This window comes from Natronococcus amylolyticus DSM 10524, assembly GCF_000337675.1.
GTDB lineage: Archaea > Halobacteriota > Halobacteria > Halobacteriales > Natrialbaceae > Natronococcus > Natronococcus amylolyticus.
The window spans coordinates 1-15,311 of record NZ_AOIB01000025.1 but is presented as its reverse complement, the minus strand read 5'-3'; the positions used below and the strand labels follow the sequence as shown (position 1 = coordinate 15,311).

Sequence of the window (15,311 nt, the reverse complement as noted above, 5' to 3'; positions counted from 1 at the left end):
AAAAGAGAGACTACCCTTCGATCTCGGCGACGTCTTCGATCTTCATCCCGTCGAGCTTATCGACGATGTCGTCGATCTTGCCGTCGAGGTCGTCGACGAACTCGGCGGTGCGCTCGGTCTTGATCGCACCCTGGCTCGAGGGCTCGATGAGGTTCTCCTCCTCGAGGACTCGCAGCGAGTACCGCACCTTGTGGTGGGGGTAGCCCGTCTCGTTCGACATCTTGACGATCCCGATCGGCTCGTTCTCGATAACCATCTTCAGGACCTGCAGATGTCGTTCCAACATATCGACTTCCTTCTCAAGTCGGTCTATCATGGCATTTGTTAACTTGTCTTTGGGGCCTTTAAAAGTTACTCTCTGCGAGTGAAACGACCACTCTCAACAGTGTGTCAATTCCTGTCAGTAGTTAACGCTTCCGGTCGCATGTGCCTGCAGGCGATCGCTGTCACGAATCCGTTCGGCTCGCCGAACCGGTTCGGCGGGGAAGCGGCGACGGGTGCGCGGCCGTTGCACGGAGATGGAGGGACGATCGGCGCGCGGGCCGCTCTGTCGCGGTACCTATTCGCGTTCGTGGACATCGTCCCCCGTTGATCGTCCGCACAGACCGTAATCTGTTTATCGACCGGGCAAGAATCCGCCGCTGTTATGACCGTCACAATCGTCGGGTCTCAACTCGGCGACGAAGGCAAGGGTGGGGTCGTCGACCTCTACGGCGACGCCGCCGACGTCGTCGCCCGCTACCAGGGAGGCGACAACGCAGGCCACACCGTCGTTCACGGCGGCGAGAAGTACAAGCTGTCGCTCGTTCCCTCCGGCGCCGTTCGGGGGAAAGTCGGCGTGCTGGGCAACGGCTGCGTCGTCAACCCACGGACGCTGTTCGACGAAATCGAGACGCTCCGGGAGAAAGGCCTCGATCCCGACGTTCGGGTCGCAGAACGCGCCCACGTCATCCTGCCGTTCCACCGCGTCCTCGACGGTATCGAGGAGGACGTCAAGAGCGAGGACGACCAGGAAGTCGGCACGACCGGTCGCGGCATCGGCCCGACCTACGAGGACAAAGCCGGTCGCCGCGGCGTCCGCGTCGGCGACCTGCTCGACCCCGACGTGCTCCGGGCCCGACTCGAGTACGTCGTGCCACAGAAGCGCACGCTCGTCGAGGACGTCTACGGCGCCGACGTCTCGGACCTCGAGAACCCGGACGCGTTCGACGTCGACGCACTCTTCGAGGAGTTCCGCGAGATCGGCCAGCGACTCGACGAGCAGGACATGACCGTCAACGCGAGCGCGTTCCTCACGGACGCGATGGCCGACGACGAGACCGTCATGTTCGAGGGCGCACAGGGGACCGTCATCGACATCGACCACGGGAACTACCCCTACGTCACGTCCTCGAATCCAACCGCGGGCGGCGCGGCAGTCGGCACGGGCCTCAGCCCCAACGTCATCGCGGACGGCGAGATCATCGGCATCGTCAAGGCCTACCTCACGCGCGTCGGGAGCGGCCCGCTGCCGACCGAACTCGGCGGCGTCGAGGGTGATACACCTGGGTACGACGAACAGGGCGACGGCGAGAACGAGGAGCTTGCAACGTACATCCGCGAGGAGGGCGGCGAGTACGGGACCGTTACCGGTCGCCCCCGCCGCGTCGGCTGGCTCGATATGCCGATGTTGCGCCACTCCGCGCGCGTCAACGGCTTCACCGGCCTCGCGATCAACCATATCGACGTGCTCGCGGGCCTCGAGGAGGTGAAGGTCGGCCACAGCTACGAACTCGACGGCGAGGAGCTGCTCGCGATGCCGCCGACGACCGAGGAGTGGGGTGACTGTGAGGCGAACCTAAAGTCCTTCGAGGGCTGGGACGACGTCGACTGGAGCGCGGTCGCCGACGAGGGGTACGAGGCAATTCCCGAGAACGCCCGCAGCTACCTCGAGTACGTCGCCGACGAGCTCGAGGCCGATATCTACGCGGTCGGCGTCGGTCCCGGTCGCGAGGAGACTGTCGTCGTCGAGAACCCCTACGAGTAGGGCAGTTTGGCGTCTCGGTTTGACGGGCGTCGCGCTCGAGGGAATCCGGCCGTCATCGAGGCGTTCCCGAAGCCTTTTGCTGTATGCGTTCGCCTGTCGTAGTATGAAGGAGTCGCTGCTGGAGATCCTCTGCTGCCCGCTCGACAAGCACGAACTGGAGCTCGAAGACGCCGAATACGAAGGCGACGAGGTCATCGACGGAACCCTCGTCTGTACCGAGTGTGGCGAGCGATACCCCGTCGAGGACGGGATCCCGAACCTGCTGCCGCCGGACATGCGCGACAAATCCCCCGCCTGAGCGCCTCTCTGAACCGTGTTCACCCCAGCGGTCACCGTCCACGTCAACCGCGACTCGTCCGAGCGACTCGAGGCAGCGACCGCCACGTTCGAGACCGCCAAGTCGTTCACCCTGCTCCTCGAAGGCCACGACTCCCCGACCCACGTCCACTGCCGGCTCGACGACGAACTCGCCCGCGTCGCCTCGCTTCCTCAGTCGAACTACTACGTCGAGGCCGATGCTCGAACCCCGGTCCCGATCGAGGTGGAAGCAGGCGGGCTCGAGGACCCAGTTCAGGGATACCTCGAGGTCTCGACGGGGTACGGCGCCGAATCGGCCGCGATCGCCGTCACCGTCGAACCCGGACCCGATCGGGTCGAGGTCGACGAATCGCTCTCGAAACCACAGCGGTCCCCGACCGTCCAGTCGTCCGAGCCGGCAGAACCGCTGTTCGGCGACCTCGGCCTGCCCGGCGACGTTGGGCCGGCAGCCCTGGCCGCACTCGCGCTCGGCGCCGTCGTCGTCGCACTCGCCGTTGCGCTCGCCGTCGCCACGATAGCCGGCGGGACGGCCGCCGTCGCCGTCTTCGCCGTCGTCGCAGTGGTCGTCGTCGCCGCAGTCGGGTTGCGATTCCGACCCTCTAGTAGTCGCTGAACAGGAGTGCACTGAGCTCCAACGGCTACTACCGGATTCAACGGCTACTACCGTTTTTATTCCCGCTTCGTCGCCTCGAGCCCGCCGTCCTCGTCGAATCGCTTCGCTCGGAGGTACCGCGCCCGGTAGCGGTTCGCCCCGTCGTTGACGTCGGCCTCTCGGATCTCGTCGATTCGGCCGTCCGCGACCGCGTCGATCAGTTCGGCGAGCTGGTTGAGCTCGCTCGTCGTGAGCTCGAGTTCGTACGTGCGCTCGTCTTCGGACTCGAGGATCGCCCACTTTCGTGCGGCCGCGACGACGAGCGAACAGGGTTCTCGACAGGGGAACGGACCGTCGCCGCCCTCGGGTTCGAGCTCGTCGCCCTCCTCGTGCTCCCACTCCCGACGGCGGAGACACTGCGAGTCGACGCAGCAGGCTTCCGCCATCCAGTCGACGGCCTCCCGGGGCAGCTCGTCGATCACGTCGTAGATTCCCGTCTGGCGCTCGGCGGTCTCGAGCCAGTGGTCGACGTCGAGCTCGCCGCGTCGCTCGCGGTGCCAGTTGGCGATCGTTGCCGGATAAAAGAAGTCGACTGCCTCGACGAGCGCTCGGCCCGAAAGCTCGGGGAAGACCCAGCCCGACCGCAGCGTCGGCGCGGTCTTCAGCGGTCGGTAGCGTCCGTCCCCGTCGTACGTCGAGAGCTCGCGGGCGTCTCGGGGGTCCTCGCGGCGCTCGAGCTCCTCGCGGGCGCGGTCGGCGTCGTCGACGTGACGGAGTTCGTACCGCCGTTCGCCCTCGCCCCCGTCGACCAGCTCGACGGTGATCCGGAGCTGTCCCCACTCTCGAACGATCCCATCCTCGAGGGCGTCGTAGCGCGACGATACGTCGAACGGGGCGTCCTCGAGCGTTCGGTCCTCGGTCGTCGCGTCGGTCGGGGGCGCCCGCTCGCACCACCGGAGGAAGGCCCGCCGGGCCGTCCCCTTGCCGCCGATCGTGTCCCAGTAGCGCCAGTTCGAGACGAGCGCCGGGATCGACTCGAGGGCGTCCTCGAGTTCCCCTTCCTCGAGGCCGGTTTCGCGAGTATCGGGCGTCTCGAGGGTGTACGTCTCGTCGTCCGCTCGCTCGAGAGCGAGGCCGTCGAGGGCGACTCCCTCGTCGGCGGCGGCGAGCAGAGCGTCGAGACCAGGCAGCGAGTCGGCCACGCTCAGTCCCCCGCCGTCGGTTCCGACTCGTCGGTCGCCACACCGTCGCTCCCGGTGGTCGCGGCGCGAACGCGCTCGAGGGCGTCGCCCAGCTCCGCACCGGCGTCGGCCGCCCGCTCGAGGAGGACGTCGGCCATCAGTCCCTCGGTGCCGACGGCGCCGGCGTACCAGATCCGGTGGCCGTCGACCTCCGTCGGGACGTCCCACCCCAGGCGGTAGTCCTCGGTCAGCCCCATGTCCTCGGGGATGTCCTCCTGGGTGTGGTAGCCGTCGGCGACGAACAGCGGAACCACCACGACGTCGCTGCTTTCGAAAAAGTCCGTGACGTCGTCGACCTCCGGCTCCTCGTCCATGAACAGGGCCTTCACCTCGTCGAAGCGGTCCCGCTCGCGGATGCGGTCGGCGTGGTACTCGATGGCCTTCGCCGAGTTCTCGTTTCGCTCGGTGCCGTGGCCGACGACCGCGAGGCCGACACCGTCGCCGACGTCGGGATCGTCGGTGACGCTCTCGGCACGCTGGACGATGACGTCGGTCATCGCGTCGTGGGTACCGACGGGGCCACAGTAGTGGACCGTCTTCCCGACGTCGGTCGCCTCGAGCGTAACCTGCGAGGCGTCGGTCCCGTCGGAGTCCCACTTCTCGGGGTCCCAGTCCTCGAGTCGGAGTTCGCGGGGGATGACCTGCTCGGTGAAGTACCCCTCGCTGATAAAGAGGGGAACGACGAACACCTCGTCGGACTCGAGGGTGCGGATCACCTCCCGGAAGTGCGGTTCCTCCTTCCAGAACGCCTCGCGGACCTCGTCGAACGCCCCCGTCTCGCGGACGGTGTCGGCGTGGGCGTAGGTCGGATCCGAGGCGTCCGGATTCAGGTGCGACCCGTGTGCCGCGACGACCAGCGCTTGCATACGCGGCCGTTAGGAGGGGTGGCGTTTAGGGACTTCGCTGGGAGCAGGGGTCGCCGCCGTTCCCGACGACTCGAGCAACGGCCCATCGACCGCAAGCCGCCAGCGGTCGGCTACGGGACCGAGAGCTCGGTGCGTGCCTCGCAGCTCCCTTCTTGGGCGCGCAGCTCCGCGACGGCGGTGTACTCGCCGGAGCGGGGCTCCTCCCACTCGGCCTCGTAGGTCGCGGTCTCGTCGGGGGCGATCCGCTCGGAGCTGATCATCTGGGCGAACATCCGGCCGTCGGTGTAGCGCCATACCTCCCGACCCTCGTCCTCGACGGCGAACTCGGCCTTGCAGGCGTCCGAGAACCGAAGCTCGACGGGGTCGGTACCCGCGTTCGTTACGGCGAACTCGAACCGAACCGCATCGGCTTCCCCGTTCGACGCTACCTCCGCCTCGAGCCGTCCCTCGAGTGCCATACGCGGACCTGTGCCGGCCCGCCGTATAGTTCTTCAGCCGGCACGGACTGACCCGTTAGCGCGCGAACGGAACGCATACGAACCGTCGGAGAGTGCTTCCCGCATGGATCCGTTCCGGAACACGGGCCAGCCCGACTGGGACTGGTGGGGGAAGCTCTGGCCGACGCCGGGGGCGACGCTTCGCCGACTCGGAATCGACCGCGGGACGACCCTCGCCGAGGTCGGTTCGGGCGACGGCTACTTCGCGCTGCCGGCCGCCCGGATCGTCGAGCCCGCGCCGGTGTACGCCGTCGACCTCGAGGCCGACTTGCTCGCAGCCCTCGACGACGTCGCTTCCGCGCAGGGGATCGAGAACGTGCACACGATCCGCGGCGACGCCCGCGACTTAGACGAGCTCCTCCCCGAGCCGGTCGAGACGGTGCTCTTGGCGAACGCCTTCCACGGCGTCGACGACCGCGAACGGCTACTCGAGGCCGTCGCGAACTCGCTTCGGCCGGGCGGCTCGTTCGTCGTGATCAACTGGGCCGATCGTCCGCGCGAGGAGACGACCCTCGGAGGCGAACCCCGCGGTCCGCCGACCGAGCTCCGCGCCGGCCCCGACGAGACTCGCAACGTTGTCCTCGAACACGGCGGGTTCGCCGCCGACCGCGCGCTCGAGCTGCCGCCGTACCACTACGGGCTGGTCTTCGAACGCGAACGGTAGCCCCGGGTCGGAGCAGCACGCCTATCCGCGCTCGCCACCAACGCCACCGCGTGCAACTCGTGGGCTACGAACCGAGCGGACGCGGGTCGGCGTTGCTGGTGAGCGACGGCGGAAGCGTCGAGTCCGTTCCGCTCGAGCCCGACAGGGAGCTCTCGTACGCCCTCGGCGAGCGGCGCTGTGCCGGGACGATCGACGACGGCGAACACGTCTCCTGCGACCGCGCGAGGCCGCCCTACTGCGAGTACCACACGAGCACGTGGGTCTGTGCCCGCTGTACGGGGGACTGCCTCAAGCCGGAGATGGACTGCTACCAGGAACACGCCGTCTACGTCGCCGCGTTCGCCCCGGACACGTTCAAGGTCGGCGTCACCAAGTCCAGGCGCCTCGAGACCCGCCTCCGCGAGCAGGGTGCCGATCGGGCGGCCCACGTCCACACGGTCTCGAACGGCCGGATCGCCCGCGAACTCGAGGCCGAGATCGCCGACTGGCTGGTCGATCGCGTCAGGACGGGCCCGAAAGTCGCCTCGCTGGCCGATACCGTCGACGAAGCGGCCTGGGAGGAGGTCCTCGCTGAGTTCGACGTTATCGACCGGTTCGACCTCGAGTACGGGTTTGACCTCCAGAGTCGCCCTGTTCGAGAGACGATCGCCTCGGGAACGGTCCGCGGAGTGAAGGGACGGCTGCTGGTCCTCGAGACGGGCGGGACGACCTACGCCGTCGACATGCGCGACCTCGTGGGCTACGAGATAACGGAGGGCGCGAGCAGCCGAAACCTCCAGTCGTCACTGGGATCGTTCGGCTGATCGGGTCCAACAGGTGCGCCTCTTCGACAGACTGTTTCGGCACCTCGAGCGCGATCAGTACTCCAGTTTCGCGTCGCCCGTCTCGCCCCAGCGCTCGAGGCGGGCGTCCTCGACGCCGTAGTCGATATCGTAGGGCGTTCGCTCGCTCCATCCCTCGCTAGTTAGGTGGGCCACGACGTCTGCAGCCGCCTCGCCGTAGTGGTCTCCTCGGTGAAAGTGTGAGGCGGTTAGATCGAGCACGTCGAGGTGGGCGTGGATCGCGGCCCGGTCGTCGTCGACACGCCAGACGTGGACGTGGTCCCACTCGTCGCCCAGCCGCAGCCGTCGGTAGGAGGCGTCCGGCGGAACGAGTTCCGCCGCCTCGGGGTCCCACGCCTTCGCAGTCGCGTCGGGGAGGGCGGGCGTCCACTCGAGGTTGCCGAGTCCGGTGAAGCCGTCCTCGACGGCCTCGAACGCGGGCTTCGAGCCGTCGGCGCGGGCGTGAACGTTGATCGGGAGTGCTGGCTGCCACTCGCCGTCGTCGTCCGGCTTGTAGAGACACAGCGGGTAGTCGTCCTCGCCGTCGCGGTCGGCGTCGACGACGGCGTCGGTTGGCTGCGCGCTCGCGCTCGCACTCGCACTCGCGGCGGTGTCGACGGCGACCGCGCTTCCGATCCCCGCGATCGTCTGCCGTCTGGTGGGGTTTCGATCCACGGGCGGTCACTGACTCCTCGGGTCGGGGGTGTCAGTCTCGAGATCGACGTTCGGTTGCACGCCGACCCCTTCGACGACGATCGGCGGAAGCGTTTGGCTTGAGTGTTCGTGGTCCCCACCTCGAGGACGTCGCGTCCCGTTCAGGGACCGATACCGCCGACGGGAACCTCCGTTTCGCAGTTGGGACAGGCTGCGTGTTCGTCGCTCCCGGTGTAGGTCCAGGTCGTGTCGCAGTCCTGGCAGGTCAGCTCGACGCCGTCGCGGGACTCCGGACGACTTCCTTCGGGGTCGGACCGCGCGTTCCGAAACCGCGAGAGGGCGGTCGCGGCGTCGTCCAACTCGTCGCCCGCGATCGGGAGACGGTGATCACCGCCCTCGAGAACGAACCAGTAGTCAGTCGATTCGTCGTCCGCCGCGTCGACGATCGCGTACCGGCCCTCGCTGACGATCAGATCCCGATCGGCGCTGGAGTCGTCCATAGGTAGCAATCGTAGCACGGGTCGCGGGTTCGGTCTTGTGCATGCACCAGCCGAGCGCGCGCTCGCGTAGCGCCGGATAAACGCGTCGGCGATCGGTAACATGGCAATCCTTTTCCGCTGCGCTACGGAACCCGAACGTATGGCTGACGAAAACGAACCTAACGACGTCGGCGACGAGGGCGAGGAGAAGTCGTTCCGAGAGCGAGTCGAGGAGATCCGCGAAAAGCGCGCCGAGGAGGGCGAAGGCGAGGGCGAGCCGCCCGAGAGCCCGTTCGGCGGCGGCGGTGGCGGCCCCGGCGGCATGGGCGGTGGCGGCGGCAACCCGTTCGCCCAGATGATGGGCGGCATGATGGGCGGCGGCCCCGGCGGCGGTCCGGGCGGCCCCGGCGGCCAGGACGAGGGTAACGAGGAACTCGTCCGCGAGGTCCGACAGCTCCGCGACGAGATGCGCGACCAGACCCGCGCGCTGAAACGCATCGCCGACGCGCTCGAGGACCAGTAACGACCCGTCTTTTCGGTTTTTCCGTTCCCATAGCGACGCGGCCGGCTCCCGTCTCGAGCGAAACCGAATTCGCTCGAGCCCTCAGCGCAGCCGGGAGAGCGGGTTTCCAACGTCGAACCGCTCGGTGACCGACCACCGACCGACGAGGAGGCCCGCGAGTTCCACGCAGACGTACGCGAGGACGATTCCCGCGACGACGTCGATCGCCCAGTGGATCCCCAGATACATCGTCGAGATCGCGACGCTGATCGCGAGCGGGACCGCGACGACGGCCCAGCGCGGGTAGACCGCCCGGGTCTGGTAGGCCAGGATGCCAACGGTGGCGGCCAGCGAGGTATGCAGCGAGGGGAAGACGTTGGTGTTGCGGTTGACCTGTCTGGTGAGGTGCTGGTAGCGTGGGTAGGTGTCGTACATCAGCGCCTCGACGAGTTCGGGCATCATGTTGCGCGGTCCGTAGGCGATGACCAGCGTGTACAGCACCAGTCCGAGCACGTAGTTGAGCGTGTAGGCGGTCAGCAGCTCCCGCAGCGGTCGCGTGTTCGATAGCGCGAAGTAGGCGACCACGGGGAAGACCAGCAGGAAGACGTAGCCGTAGATGTAGACGAACGAGAAGAACGCCGTCAGCGCCGACGTCTCGAAGGACTGCAGCCAGAGAATGAACTGGCCCTCGATGTCATAGATCGCCCACGTGAGGTTCCAGCCGAACATCCAGGAGAGATCGGGAACGACCTGTCTGGCGACGCCGTTGCCGAGCAACACGACAATGAGGACGACCGTGATCGGCGTGGCCGCGCGAAGTCGAGACGCCCACTCGCGACGCGTATCCCGGAGCCGGTAGCGACCGACGATAACCGCGATTCCCGCGAGCGTCAACAGGGTGACGACGACGGCCAGCTGGAGCAACACCTGGACCAACATTAGCGTCTCACCCGGAGCGCGCCGTCGTCGTAGCTGAAGCCGGCGTCCTCGAACGCTTCCCTGGCGGCCTCGACGTCGAGCTCGCCGTCGGAACCGAAAAACGGCGTCGCCGGGTCCTCGCCGTTCCAGGCGAGTTCCTCGGGCGTCCACTCCTCGGTGACCGGCGTTGCGGTCGGCGCGGCGTAGCCGTGGAAGACGTCCTCGACGAGCCAGTCCTTGTCGAGCAGCCTCGCGACCGCACGTCGGAATCGGGCGTTTGCGAACGGCGCCCGACGGGTGTTGAACCCGAGGTGGTAGAACGTCCACGACGGCGACTCGAGCGGTGCCGTCTCCGGGGCGGGCTCGAGATCGTCGAGGACGTACGTCTCGAGGATCGCGCTCGTAATGTCGGCACTGTCCGTGCTGACGAGCTCGATCGCCGACGTACTTCGCGGATCGATCTGGATTCGAAGCTCCTCGACGCTCGCTTCGGGGAGGTCGACGTCCTCGCGACGGGTGAAGTGGTCGTCGAACCGCTCGAGGGTTACGTGTTCGCGCTCAGTCCGGCTCCCGAAGCGGAACGGACCGCTCCCGACCGGGGGGACGTTGTCGACCGTGACCGCCTCGGTGGCTCCCTGGGCGACGCTGACGCCGCGAACGGTGGCGGGCGCGGCCCGCTCGGTCCAGATGTGTTCGGGGAGGATCGGCGCGGTGAGGACGCGCTCGGCGACCGCCTCGCCCGCGTCGAGTTCGAACTCGAGGTCGAGCTCGCCGTCGACGTCGATCGCGTCGACGGCTGCCGCCAGCCCTCTGTACCGCGGCGGGGGCGACGGCGACTCGCCGTCCTCGAGCTCGGTATCCTGTAGCAGCCGGTAGCTGAATTCGACGTCGTCGGCGTCGAGCGGTTCGTCGTCGTGGAACCGGCAGTCCTCGCGGAGCCGGACTCGAAGGGTGCCGTCGTCGTACGTCCAGTCCTCGGCGAGCCAGGGCTCGATCTCGCTGTCGCGTTCGGTCGCGAGCGAGTCGTACACCAGCTCGAGAAACGGCTCGTGATCGCGGTACTCGGCCGTCAACGGGTTGAGGTTCTCGGAGATGCGTGCGTCGGTGTGAGCCGTCCGCAGCCGGTCGACGTCGTCGCCGGCCTCGAGTTCGAGGTAGCCAAGCCGGGTCGCCGGGTGGGCCTCGCCCCAGCCGTCGAAGCGGTCGGTCCGGACGAAGCGGTGTTCTTCGGGCACGCAGATCGGGACGAACGGCTGTTCGCGAGCCAGCTCCTCGAGCAACTCCGCCATGACGGCCTCCCGTTCCTCGCCGTCGGCCAGACGCTGGGCCTCGAGGAGGTCGTCCAGTTGCAGGTTCGCGTAGCCGAAGGGGTTCTGCCAGCCGGACTCCTCGGCGTAGACCGAGTGCAACGCCTCGTAGAGGAAGTCCGGATCGGTGCCGCCGGGGTGGCGACCGACGTAGAGGTCGAACTCGTGGTTGATCAGGATCGCCCGCAGGAACTCCTCGTTCGAACGCATATCGACGGAGACGTCGACGCCGACGGCCTCGAGGACGGCGGCGACCTCCCTGGCGAGGCGGATCCCCTCGCGGTCGCCGTCGGCCGGCAGGGTGACGATAGTCACGGAGAGCTGATCGACCGCGTCACGGTTGACGACGGTTCGAACTTGGCGAACGCAGCCGCTGGTCGCGACGGCGAGCCCCGCAGTGCCGGCGAGAACCGCGCGTCGACTACGGGGACGCCCGGGGGATGCCGTCTTCTCGTCGGTCATTCGGTGGATACCTTCAGTTCAGCCAGTGTCGGTATAACAGTATTGCGTTCGGGCTTACTCGCGGTCGTCCCGCGGGGTCGGTCGCCGATCGAGGTACCGACGGAACCGGGCGACTGGCTGTCGGCCGACGAGGACTCCCGAGAGCCGGACACAGACGCCGGCGAGGACCAGCCCGGCGACGACGTCGATCGCCCAGTGGATCCCCAGGTACATCGTCGAGATCGCGACGCTGGCCGCGAGGACGGCCGCGACGGGGAACCAGTAGGGGTAGCTCGAGCGCGTGATGTAGGCAAAGACGCCGACGGTGGCGGCAAGCGAGGTGTGCAGCGAGGGGAAGACGTTGGTGTTACGGTTGACCTCCCGGGTGAGGTGTTGGTACTCGGGGCTGTTGTCGTACAGCATCGTTACCGTCAGCTCCTCGGGCATCACGTTTCGCGGGCCGTAGGCGATGACCAGCAGGTAAAACGCCAGTCCGAGCACGTAGTTCAGCGAGTACGCTGTCAGCAGCCGGCGGAAGGTCCGTGTGTCCGACAGCGCGAAGTACGCGATTCCCGGGAAGATCAGGAGGAACGCGTAGCCGTAGACGTAGATGAACGAGAAGTAGGCGGTCAGCTCCTCGGTCGCGATCGACTGGAAGAGCAGGACGAACTCCCCCTCGAGGTCGTAGAACGTCTCGGTCATGTGGAAGCCGATCGCGCCTTCGATCTCGTCGCCCCGCCAGCGAACGACGCGGTTGAGTCCCAACACGGCGGCCAGAACCGCGACCGCGGGCGCCGTGGCTCGGAGCCTGGATCGCCACTCCCTCGCGGTCTCGACGAGCCGGCCGCGACCGACGAACAGCGCGATCGAGGTCAGAAGCAAGATCCCGACGACGACGGCGACCTGTGTCAGGACCCGGGTGAGAACCTCGGCGTACATTGTGTTATAGGCGGAGCCGCCCGTGATCGTCGTAGCGGTAGCCGGTGTCCTCGAAGGCGTCCCTGGCCGCCTCGACGTCGAGGTCGCCGTCGGAACCGAAAAACGGTGTGATCGGATCGTCGCCGTCCCACGTCAATCGCTCGGGAACCCACTCCTCTGGAAGCGGCGTCGCAGTCGGTGTGGCGTGTCCGTCGAACACCTCCTCGACGAGCCAAGCCTTGTCGAGCAGCCCGGCGACCAGCCGTCGAGCGTGAGGATTGCTGAACGGCTCGATTCGCGCGTTGAATCCGACGTGGTAGAACGTTTGCGACGGCGACTCGAGGTGGTCGATCTCCGGCTCGTCCGGGATCGTATCGAGCGCGTGGGCCTCGAGCATCGATGCCGTGAGGTCCGCGCCGTCGTTCGCGACGCGTTCGATCGAGGAGGCGCTCCCGGGGTCGATCCCGAACTGCAACTGCTCGATTTCGACCGACGGGAGGTCGACATCCTCGCGGCGGGTAAAGTGATCGTCGTAGCGCTCGAGGGTGAGGTGTTCGCGCTCGCTCCGGCTCTCGAAGCGAAACGGGCCGCTGCCGACCGCCGGAACGTTGTCCATCGTCACGAGACCCCACTGCCCCTGCATCGCGGTGAACGTCTCGGTGGTCTCGGCGCGGGCGTCTACCTGTTCGCGCCAGCGGTGTTCGGGGAGGACCGGGACGGTGAGGGCGCGTTCGGCGGCCTCGAAGCCGGCCGAGAACTCGAGGCGGAGCTCGCGGTCGCTCTCGACGGTGACGTCCTCGAGCGTCGAGACGTGGCTCCGGTAGCGGGGAGCCGGCGACGTGAACTCGGCCCGGCCGAGCGCCGTGTCCTCGAGGAACCGATACGTAAAGGCGACGTCGTCGGCGGTAACCGGTTCGTCGTCGTGGAACTCGCAGTCCTCGCGGAGCGTTACCGTCGCGCGGGTGATCGCGTCGTCGTCTTCCGTCTCTTCGATCGTCGTCGTCTCCCAGTCCTCGGCCAGCCAGGGGACGAGTTCGCCGTCGTGCTCGGTCGCCAGCGAGTCGTACAACAGATTGATCGTCGAGCCCTGCTCGCGAAGCGTCGCCGACAGCGGGTTCAGGTTCCGCGAGATCCGGGCATCGGTGACCAGTACACGAAGCCGATCGACGTCCTCGCTCGGCTCGAGGCCGAGGTAGCCGTGGCGGCTCTCCGGATGGTCGGCGTTCCAGCCGTCGACGCGATCGGTTCGAACCACGCGGTGTTCCTCGGGAAAGCAGATCGGATCGAACGGCTTCTCCTCGGCCAGCCCCTCGAGCAACGTCGCGATCCGCTCCCGCCGGCGCTCCCCGTCGACCCGTCGCTGGGCCTCGAGGTGGCCGTCGACGGGCATGCTCGAGAAGCCGAGAGGGTTTTGCCAGCCCGATTCGTTCGCGTACGCCGAGTGGAGGGTCTCGTAGAGGAAGTCGGGGTCGTAGTCGGCGGGGTGGCGTCCGACGTAGAGATCGAACTCGTGGTCGATCAGGACGGCCTCGAGAAAGTTCGAGCGCGAGCGCATGTCGAGTGAGGCATCGATCCCGACGGCTTCGAGGTGTTCCTCGAGGTGGCGGGCGATCCGGACGGCCTCTCTGTCGCCGTCCGCGGGAACCGTGGTGATAGAGAGCGAAAGGCGGTCGGTCTCCTGTCCGACGGCGCTCTCGACGCGATCGATACAGCCGCTAGTCGCGGTGGCGAGTCCGGCGACACCCGCTGCTAGCACCGAGCGTCGATCGATGCCGTTCGACCGAGTAGTTGACTGACGATGCATTCCGTCTTGCTATCTCGATTTGGTGTAGCTACATAACAACTTTGTGCTCTATGCGTGTCCTAAACGGGACTGTTGAGGACATATGCGGCTGATAAACGCCGTTTCATCCGTCTCTGACGTTCCGTAACATCAATGTGAAGCTGTGCGAAACGTGCAGCTATGACCGTCGCCGCCGAGCGAATCGACCGCCTTCACGGACTGGCTCGAGCGGCGGCCGCGGACGGCGACCAGGAACGAGCCCGATACTACGTGCGACTCGCACGCCGGGTCGCGGAGCGAAACCGGATCGCGCTCCCCCGCGAGTTCCGTCGGTTCACCTGTGACGCCTGTGATGCGTACCTCAGACCGGGGAAAAACGCCCGTGTTCGGACTCGAGACGGCCACGTCGTCATCACCTGTGACTGTGGCACCCAGGCGAGATACCCCTACCGGGAGTAGGGCGTCCGTCCGATATTGCTAAGATTCAAACGGGTTGCGTTGCTATGCGGGGGTATGGATATCGAAGAGCGAAAGCGAAAGGCCCACGATCTGGACGTCACCGTCTGGGTCGGCAAGAGCGGGCTCGAGGCGGTCGTCGACGAGCTCGACGATCAGCTCTCGAACGAGGACCTCGTGAAGGTGAAGTTCCTGCGAGCCGCTCGAGCCGGGGACTCCACCGACGAGAAAGCGACTGATCTCGCCGAGCGAGTTAACGCCGAACTCGTCGACGTCCGCGGTCACACGGCGGTTCTGTACCGATGAACGCCGCGGGAACGCTCGCTCAGGTTCAGGATTTCGGCGCGCTCGAGACGGCGACGCTCGTCGACATCGCGATCACGGGACTCCGGTTCCTCGCCGCGTTCGTCGTCGTGGTGATGATCGGGCGGCTCGTCCTCGTGCCGCTGGTCAACCGCGCGTTTGATCGGCGCGAACTGGACGAACACGTCAGAAATCCGCTGTTGATGCTGACGCGGTTCGGCATCCTCTTCGTCGCCGTCGCGGCCGCGTTCGGCTTCGCCGGCTTCGAGAACTTCCTCGTCTCCCTGGCCGGTATCGCCGCGGCCGGGGCGCTCGCGGTCGGGCTGGCGATGCAGAACGTCATCTCGAACTTCGTTGCGGGAATCTTCATCTACGCCGACAAGCCGTTCCGGATCGGCGACTGGATCGAGTGGGACGGCGGCGACTACGCCGGCGTCGTCGAGGATATCAGCCTTCGCGTGACCCGCGTCCGAACGTTCGACAACGAGTTGCTGACCGTCCCCAACTCCGCGCTCACCGGCGGGG

General features: G+C 67.0%; 19 protein-coding genes. 9 read left to right on the top strand and 10 right to left on the bottom strand.

The window, feature by feature from the left end; translation table 11 throughout:
- Positions 1–10: 10 nt before the first annotated feature.
- Positions 11–316: a hypothetical protein gene (locus C491_RS11115; RefSeq protein WP_005556221.1), complete on the bottom strand. Its 306-nt coding sequence runs from the start codon at positions 314–316 to the stop codon at positions 11–13.
- A 330-nt stretch (positions 317–646) separates the two neighbouring features.
- On the opposite strand from C491_RS11115, the gene C491_RS11110 reads away from it, so the two are divergent.
- The 3 genes from C491_RS11110 (at position 647) to C491_RS11100 (ending at position 2,957) form a co-directional block, all read left to right on the top strand.
- A complete protein-coding gene (locus tag C491_RS11110; protein ID WP_005556218.1) occupies positions 647–2,026 on the top strand; it encodes an adenylosuccinate synthase in 1,380 nt (459 codons plus the stop codon).
- A 103-nt stretch (positions 2,027–2,129) separates the two neighbouring features.
- Positions 2,130–2,324 (top strand): methytransferase partner Trm112, encoded by a 195-nt coding sequence (locus C491_RS11105; protein WP_005556217.1) that lies wholly within the window; start codon positions 2,130–2,132, stop codon positions 2,322–2,324.
- A gap of 15 nt (positions 2,325–2,339) precedes the next feature.
- On the top strand, positions 2,340–2,957 hold the full coding sequence (locus C491_RS11100) for a DUF7524 family protein (protein WP_005556214.1): 618 nt from the start codon (positions 2,340–2,342) through the stop codon (positions 2,955–2,957).
- Between the two features lie 56 nt (positions 2,958–3,013).
- Here C491_RS11100 and C491_RS11095 read toward each other — a convergent pair whose 3' ends face one another.
- The 3 genes from C491_RS11095 to C491_RS11085 form a co-directional block, all read right to left on the bottom strand.
- Positions 3,014–4,138 (bottom strand): DR2241 family protein, encoded by a 1,125-nt coding sequence (locus tag C491_RS11095; protein WP_005556212.1) that lies wholly within the window; start codon positions 4,136–4,138, stop codon positions 3,014–3,016.
- A gap of 2 nt (positions 4,139–4,140) precedes the next feature.
- Positions 4,141–5,043, bottom strand: a complete 903-nt coding sequence (locus C491_RS11090) for a CbiX/SirB N-terminal domain-containing protein (RefSeq protein ID WP_005556210.1) — start codon at positions 5,041–5,043, stop codon at positions 4,141–4,143.
- 110 nt (positions 5,044–5,153) lie between these two features.
- Positions 5,154–5,501 (bottom strand): BsuPI-related putative proteinase inhibitor, encoded by a 348-nt coding sequence (locus C491_RS11085; protein ID WP_005556208.1) that lies wholly within the window; start codon positions 5,499–5,501, stop codon positions 5,154–5,156.
- 103 nt (positions 5,502–5,604) lie between these two features.
- Here C491_RS11085 and C491_RS11080 point away from each other — a divergent pair, with 103 nt between their 5' ends.
- Together C491_RS11080 and C491_RS11075 are read left to right on the top strand one after the other, a co-directional pair.
- Entirely contained in the window at positions 5,605–6,204 is a 600-nt protein-coding gene (locus C491_RS11080; RefSeq protein ID WP_005556206.1) for a class I SAM-dependent methyltransferase, read from the top strand.
- Between the two features lie 50 nt (positions 6,205–6,254).
- Positions 6,255–7,007, top strand: a complete 753-nt coding sequence (locus C491_RS11075; RefSeq protein WP_005556204.1) for a DUF2797 domain-containing protein — start codon at positions 6,255–6,257, stop codon at positions 7,005–7,007.
- A 54-nt stretch (positions 7,008–7,061) separates the two neighbouring features.
- Here the strand turns inward: C491_RS11075 and C491_RS11070 are convergent, their stop codons facing one another.
- Together C491_RS11070 and C491_RS11065 are read right to left on the bottom strand one after the other, a co-directional pair.
- Positions 7,062–7,700 carry a hypothetical protein gene (locus C491_RS11070; RefSeq protein ID WP_005556202.1) on the bottom strand — a complete coding sequence of 213 codons (639 nt, stop codon included), beginning with the start codon at positions 7,698–7,700 and terminating at the stop codon, positions 7,062–7,064.
- Positions 7,701–7,840: 140 nt separating this feature from the next.
- Entirely contained in the window at positions 7,841–8,179 is a 339-nt protein-coding gene (locus C491_RS11065; RefSeq protein WP_005556201.1) for a hypothetical protein, read from the bottom strand.
- Between the two features lie 139 nt (positions 8,180–8,318).
- On the opposite strand from C491_RS11065, the gene C491_RS11060 reads away from it, so the two are divergent.
- Entirely contained in the window at positions 8,319–8,681 is a 363-nt protein-coding gene (locus tag C491_RS11060; protein ID WP_005556199.1) for a hypothetical protein, read from the top strand.
- 81 nt (positions 8,682–8,762) lie between these two features.
- On the opposite strand, the gene C491_RS11055 is transcribed toward C491_RS11060, so the two are convergent.
- From C491_RS11055 to C491_RS11040, 4 genes are read right to left on the bottom strand one after another with little or no spacing between them, the layout of a single operon-like run.
- On the bottom strand, positions 8,763–9,599 hold the full coding sequence (locus tag C491_RS11055; RefSeq protein WP_005556197.1) for a phosphatase PAP2 family protein: 837 nt from the start codon (positions 9,597–9,599) through the stop codon (positions 8,763–8,765).
- Positions 9,599–11,347 carry an ABC transporter substrate-binding protein gene (locus tag C491_RS11050; protein ID WP_005556194.1) on the bottom strand — a complete coding sequence of 583 codons (1,749 nt, stop codon included), beginning with the start codon at positions 11,345–11,347 and terminating at the stop codon, positions 9,599–9,601. Before C491_RS11050 ends, C491_RS11055 begins: the two co-directional genes overlap by 1 nt.
- A gap of 54 nt (positions 11,348–11,401) precedes the next feature.
- Positions 11,402–12,265 (bottom strand): phosphatase PAP2 family protein, encoded by an 864-nt coding sequence (locus tag C491_RS11045; protein WP_005556193.1) that lies wholly within the window; start codon positions 12,263–12,265, stop codon positions 11,402–11,404.
- A gap of 4 nt (positions 12,266–12,269) precedes the next feature.
- Positions 12,270–14,048 (bottom strand): ABC transporter substrate-binding protein, encoded by a 1,779-nt coding sequence (locus C491_RS11040; protein WP_005556191.1) that lies wholly within the window; start codon positions 14,046–14,048, stop codon positions 12,270–12,272.
- A gap of 159 nt (positions 14,049–14,207) precedes the next feature.
- Here C491_RS11040 and C491_RS11035 point away from each other — a divergent pair, with 159 nt between their 5' ends.
- From C491_RS11035 to C491_RS11025, 3 genes are all read left to right on the top strand, one after another.
- Positions 14,208–14,486, top strand: coding sequence for a ribonuclease P protein component 4 (locus C491_RS11035; protein WP_005556190.1), 279 nt, complete (start codon positions 14,208–14,210; stop codon positions 14,484–14,486).
- A gap of 54 nt (positions 14,487–14,540) precedes the next feature.
- Complete coding sequence (locus tag C491_RS11030) at positions 14,541–14,789, top strand: YhbY family RNA-binding protein (protein ID WP_005556189.1); 249 nt, start codon at positions 14,541–14,543, stop codon at positions 14,787–14,789.
- Positions 14,786–15,311, top strand: a 526-nt coding sequence (locus C491_RS11025) for a mechanosensitive ion channel domain-containing protein (RefSeq protein WP_005556188.1), incomplete at its 3' end; no start/stop codon positions are given. The genes C491_RS11030 and C491_RS11025, both read left to right, overlap by 4 nt.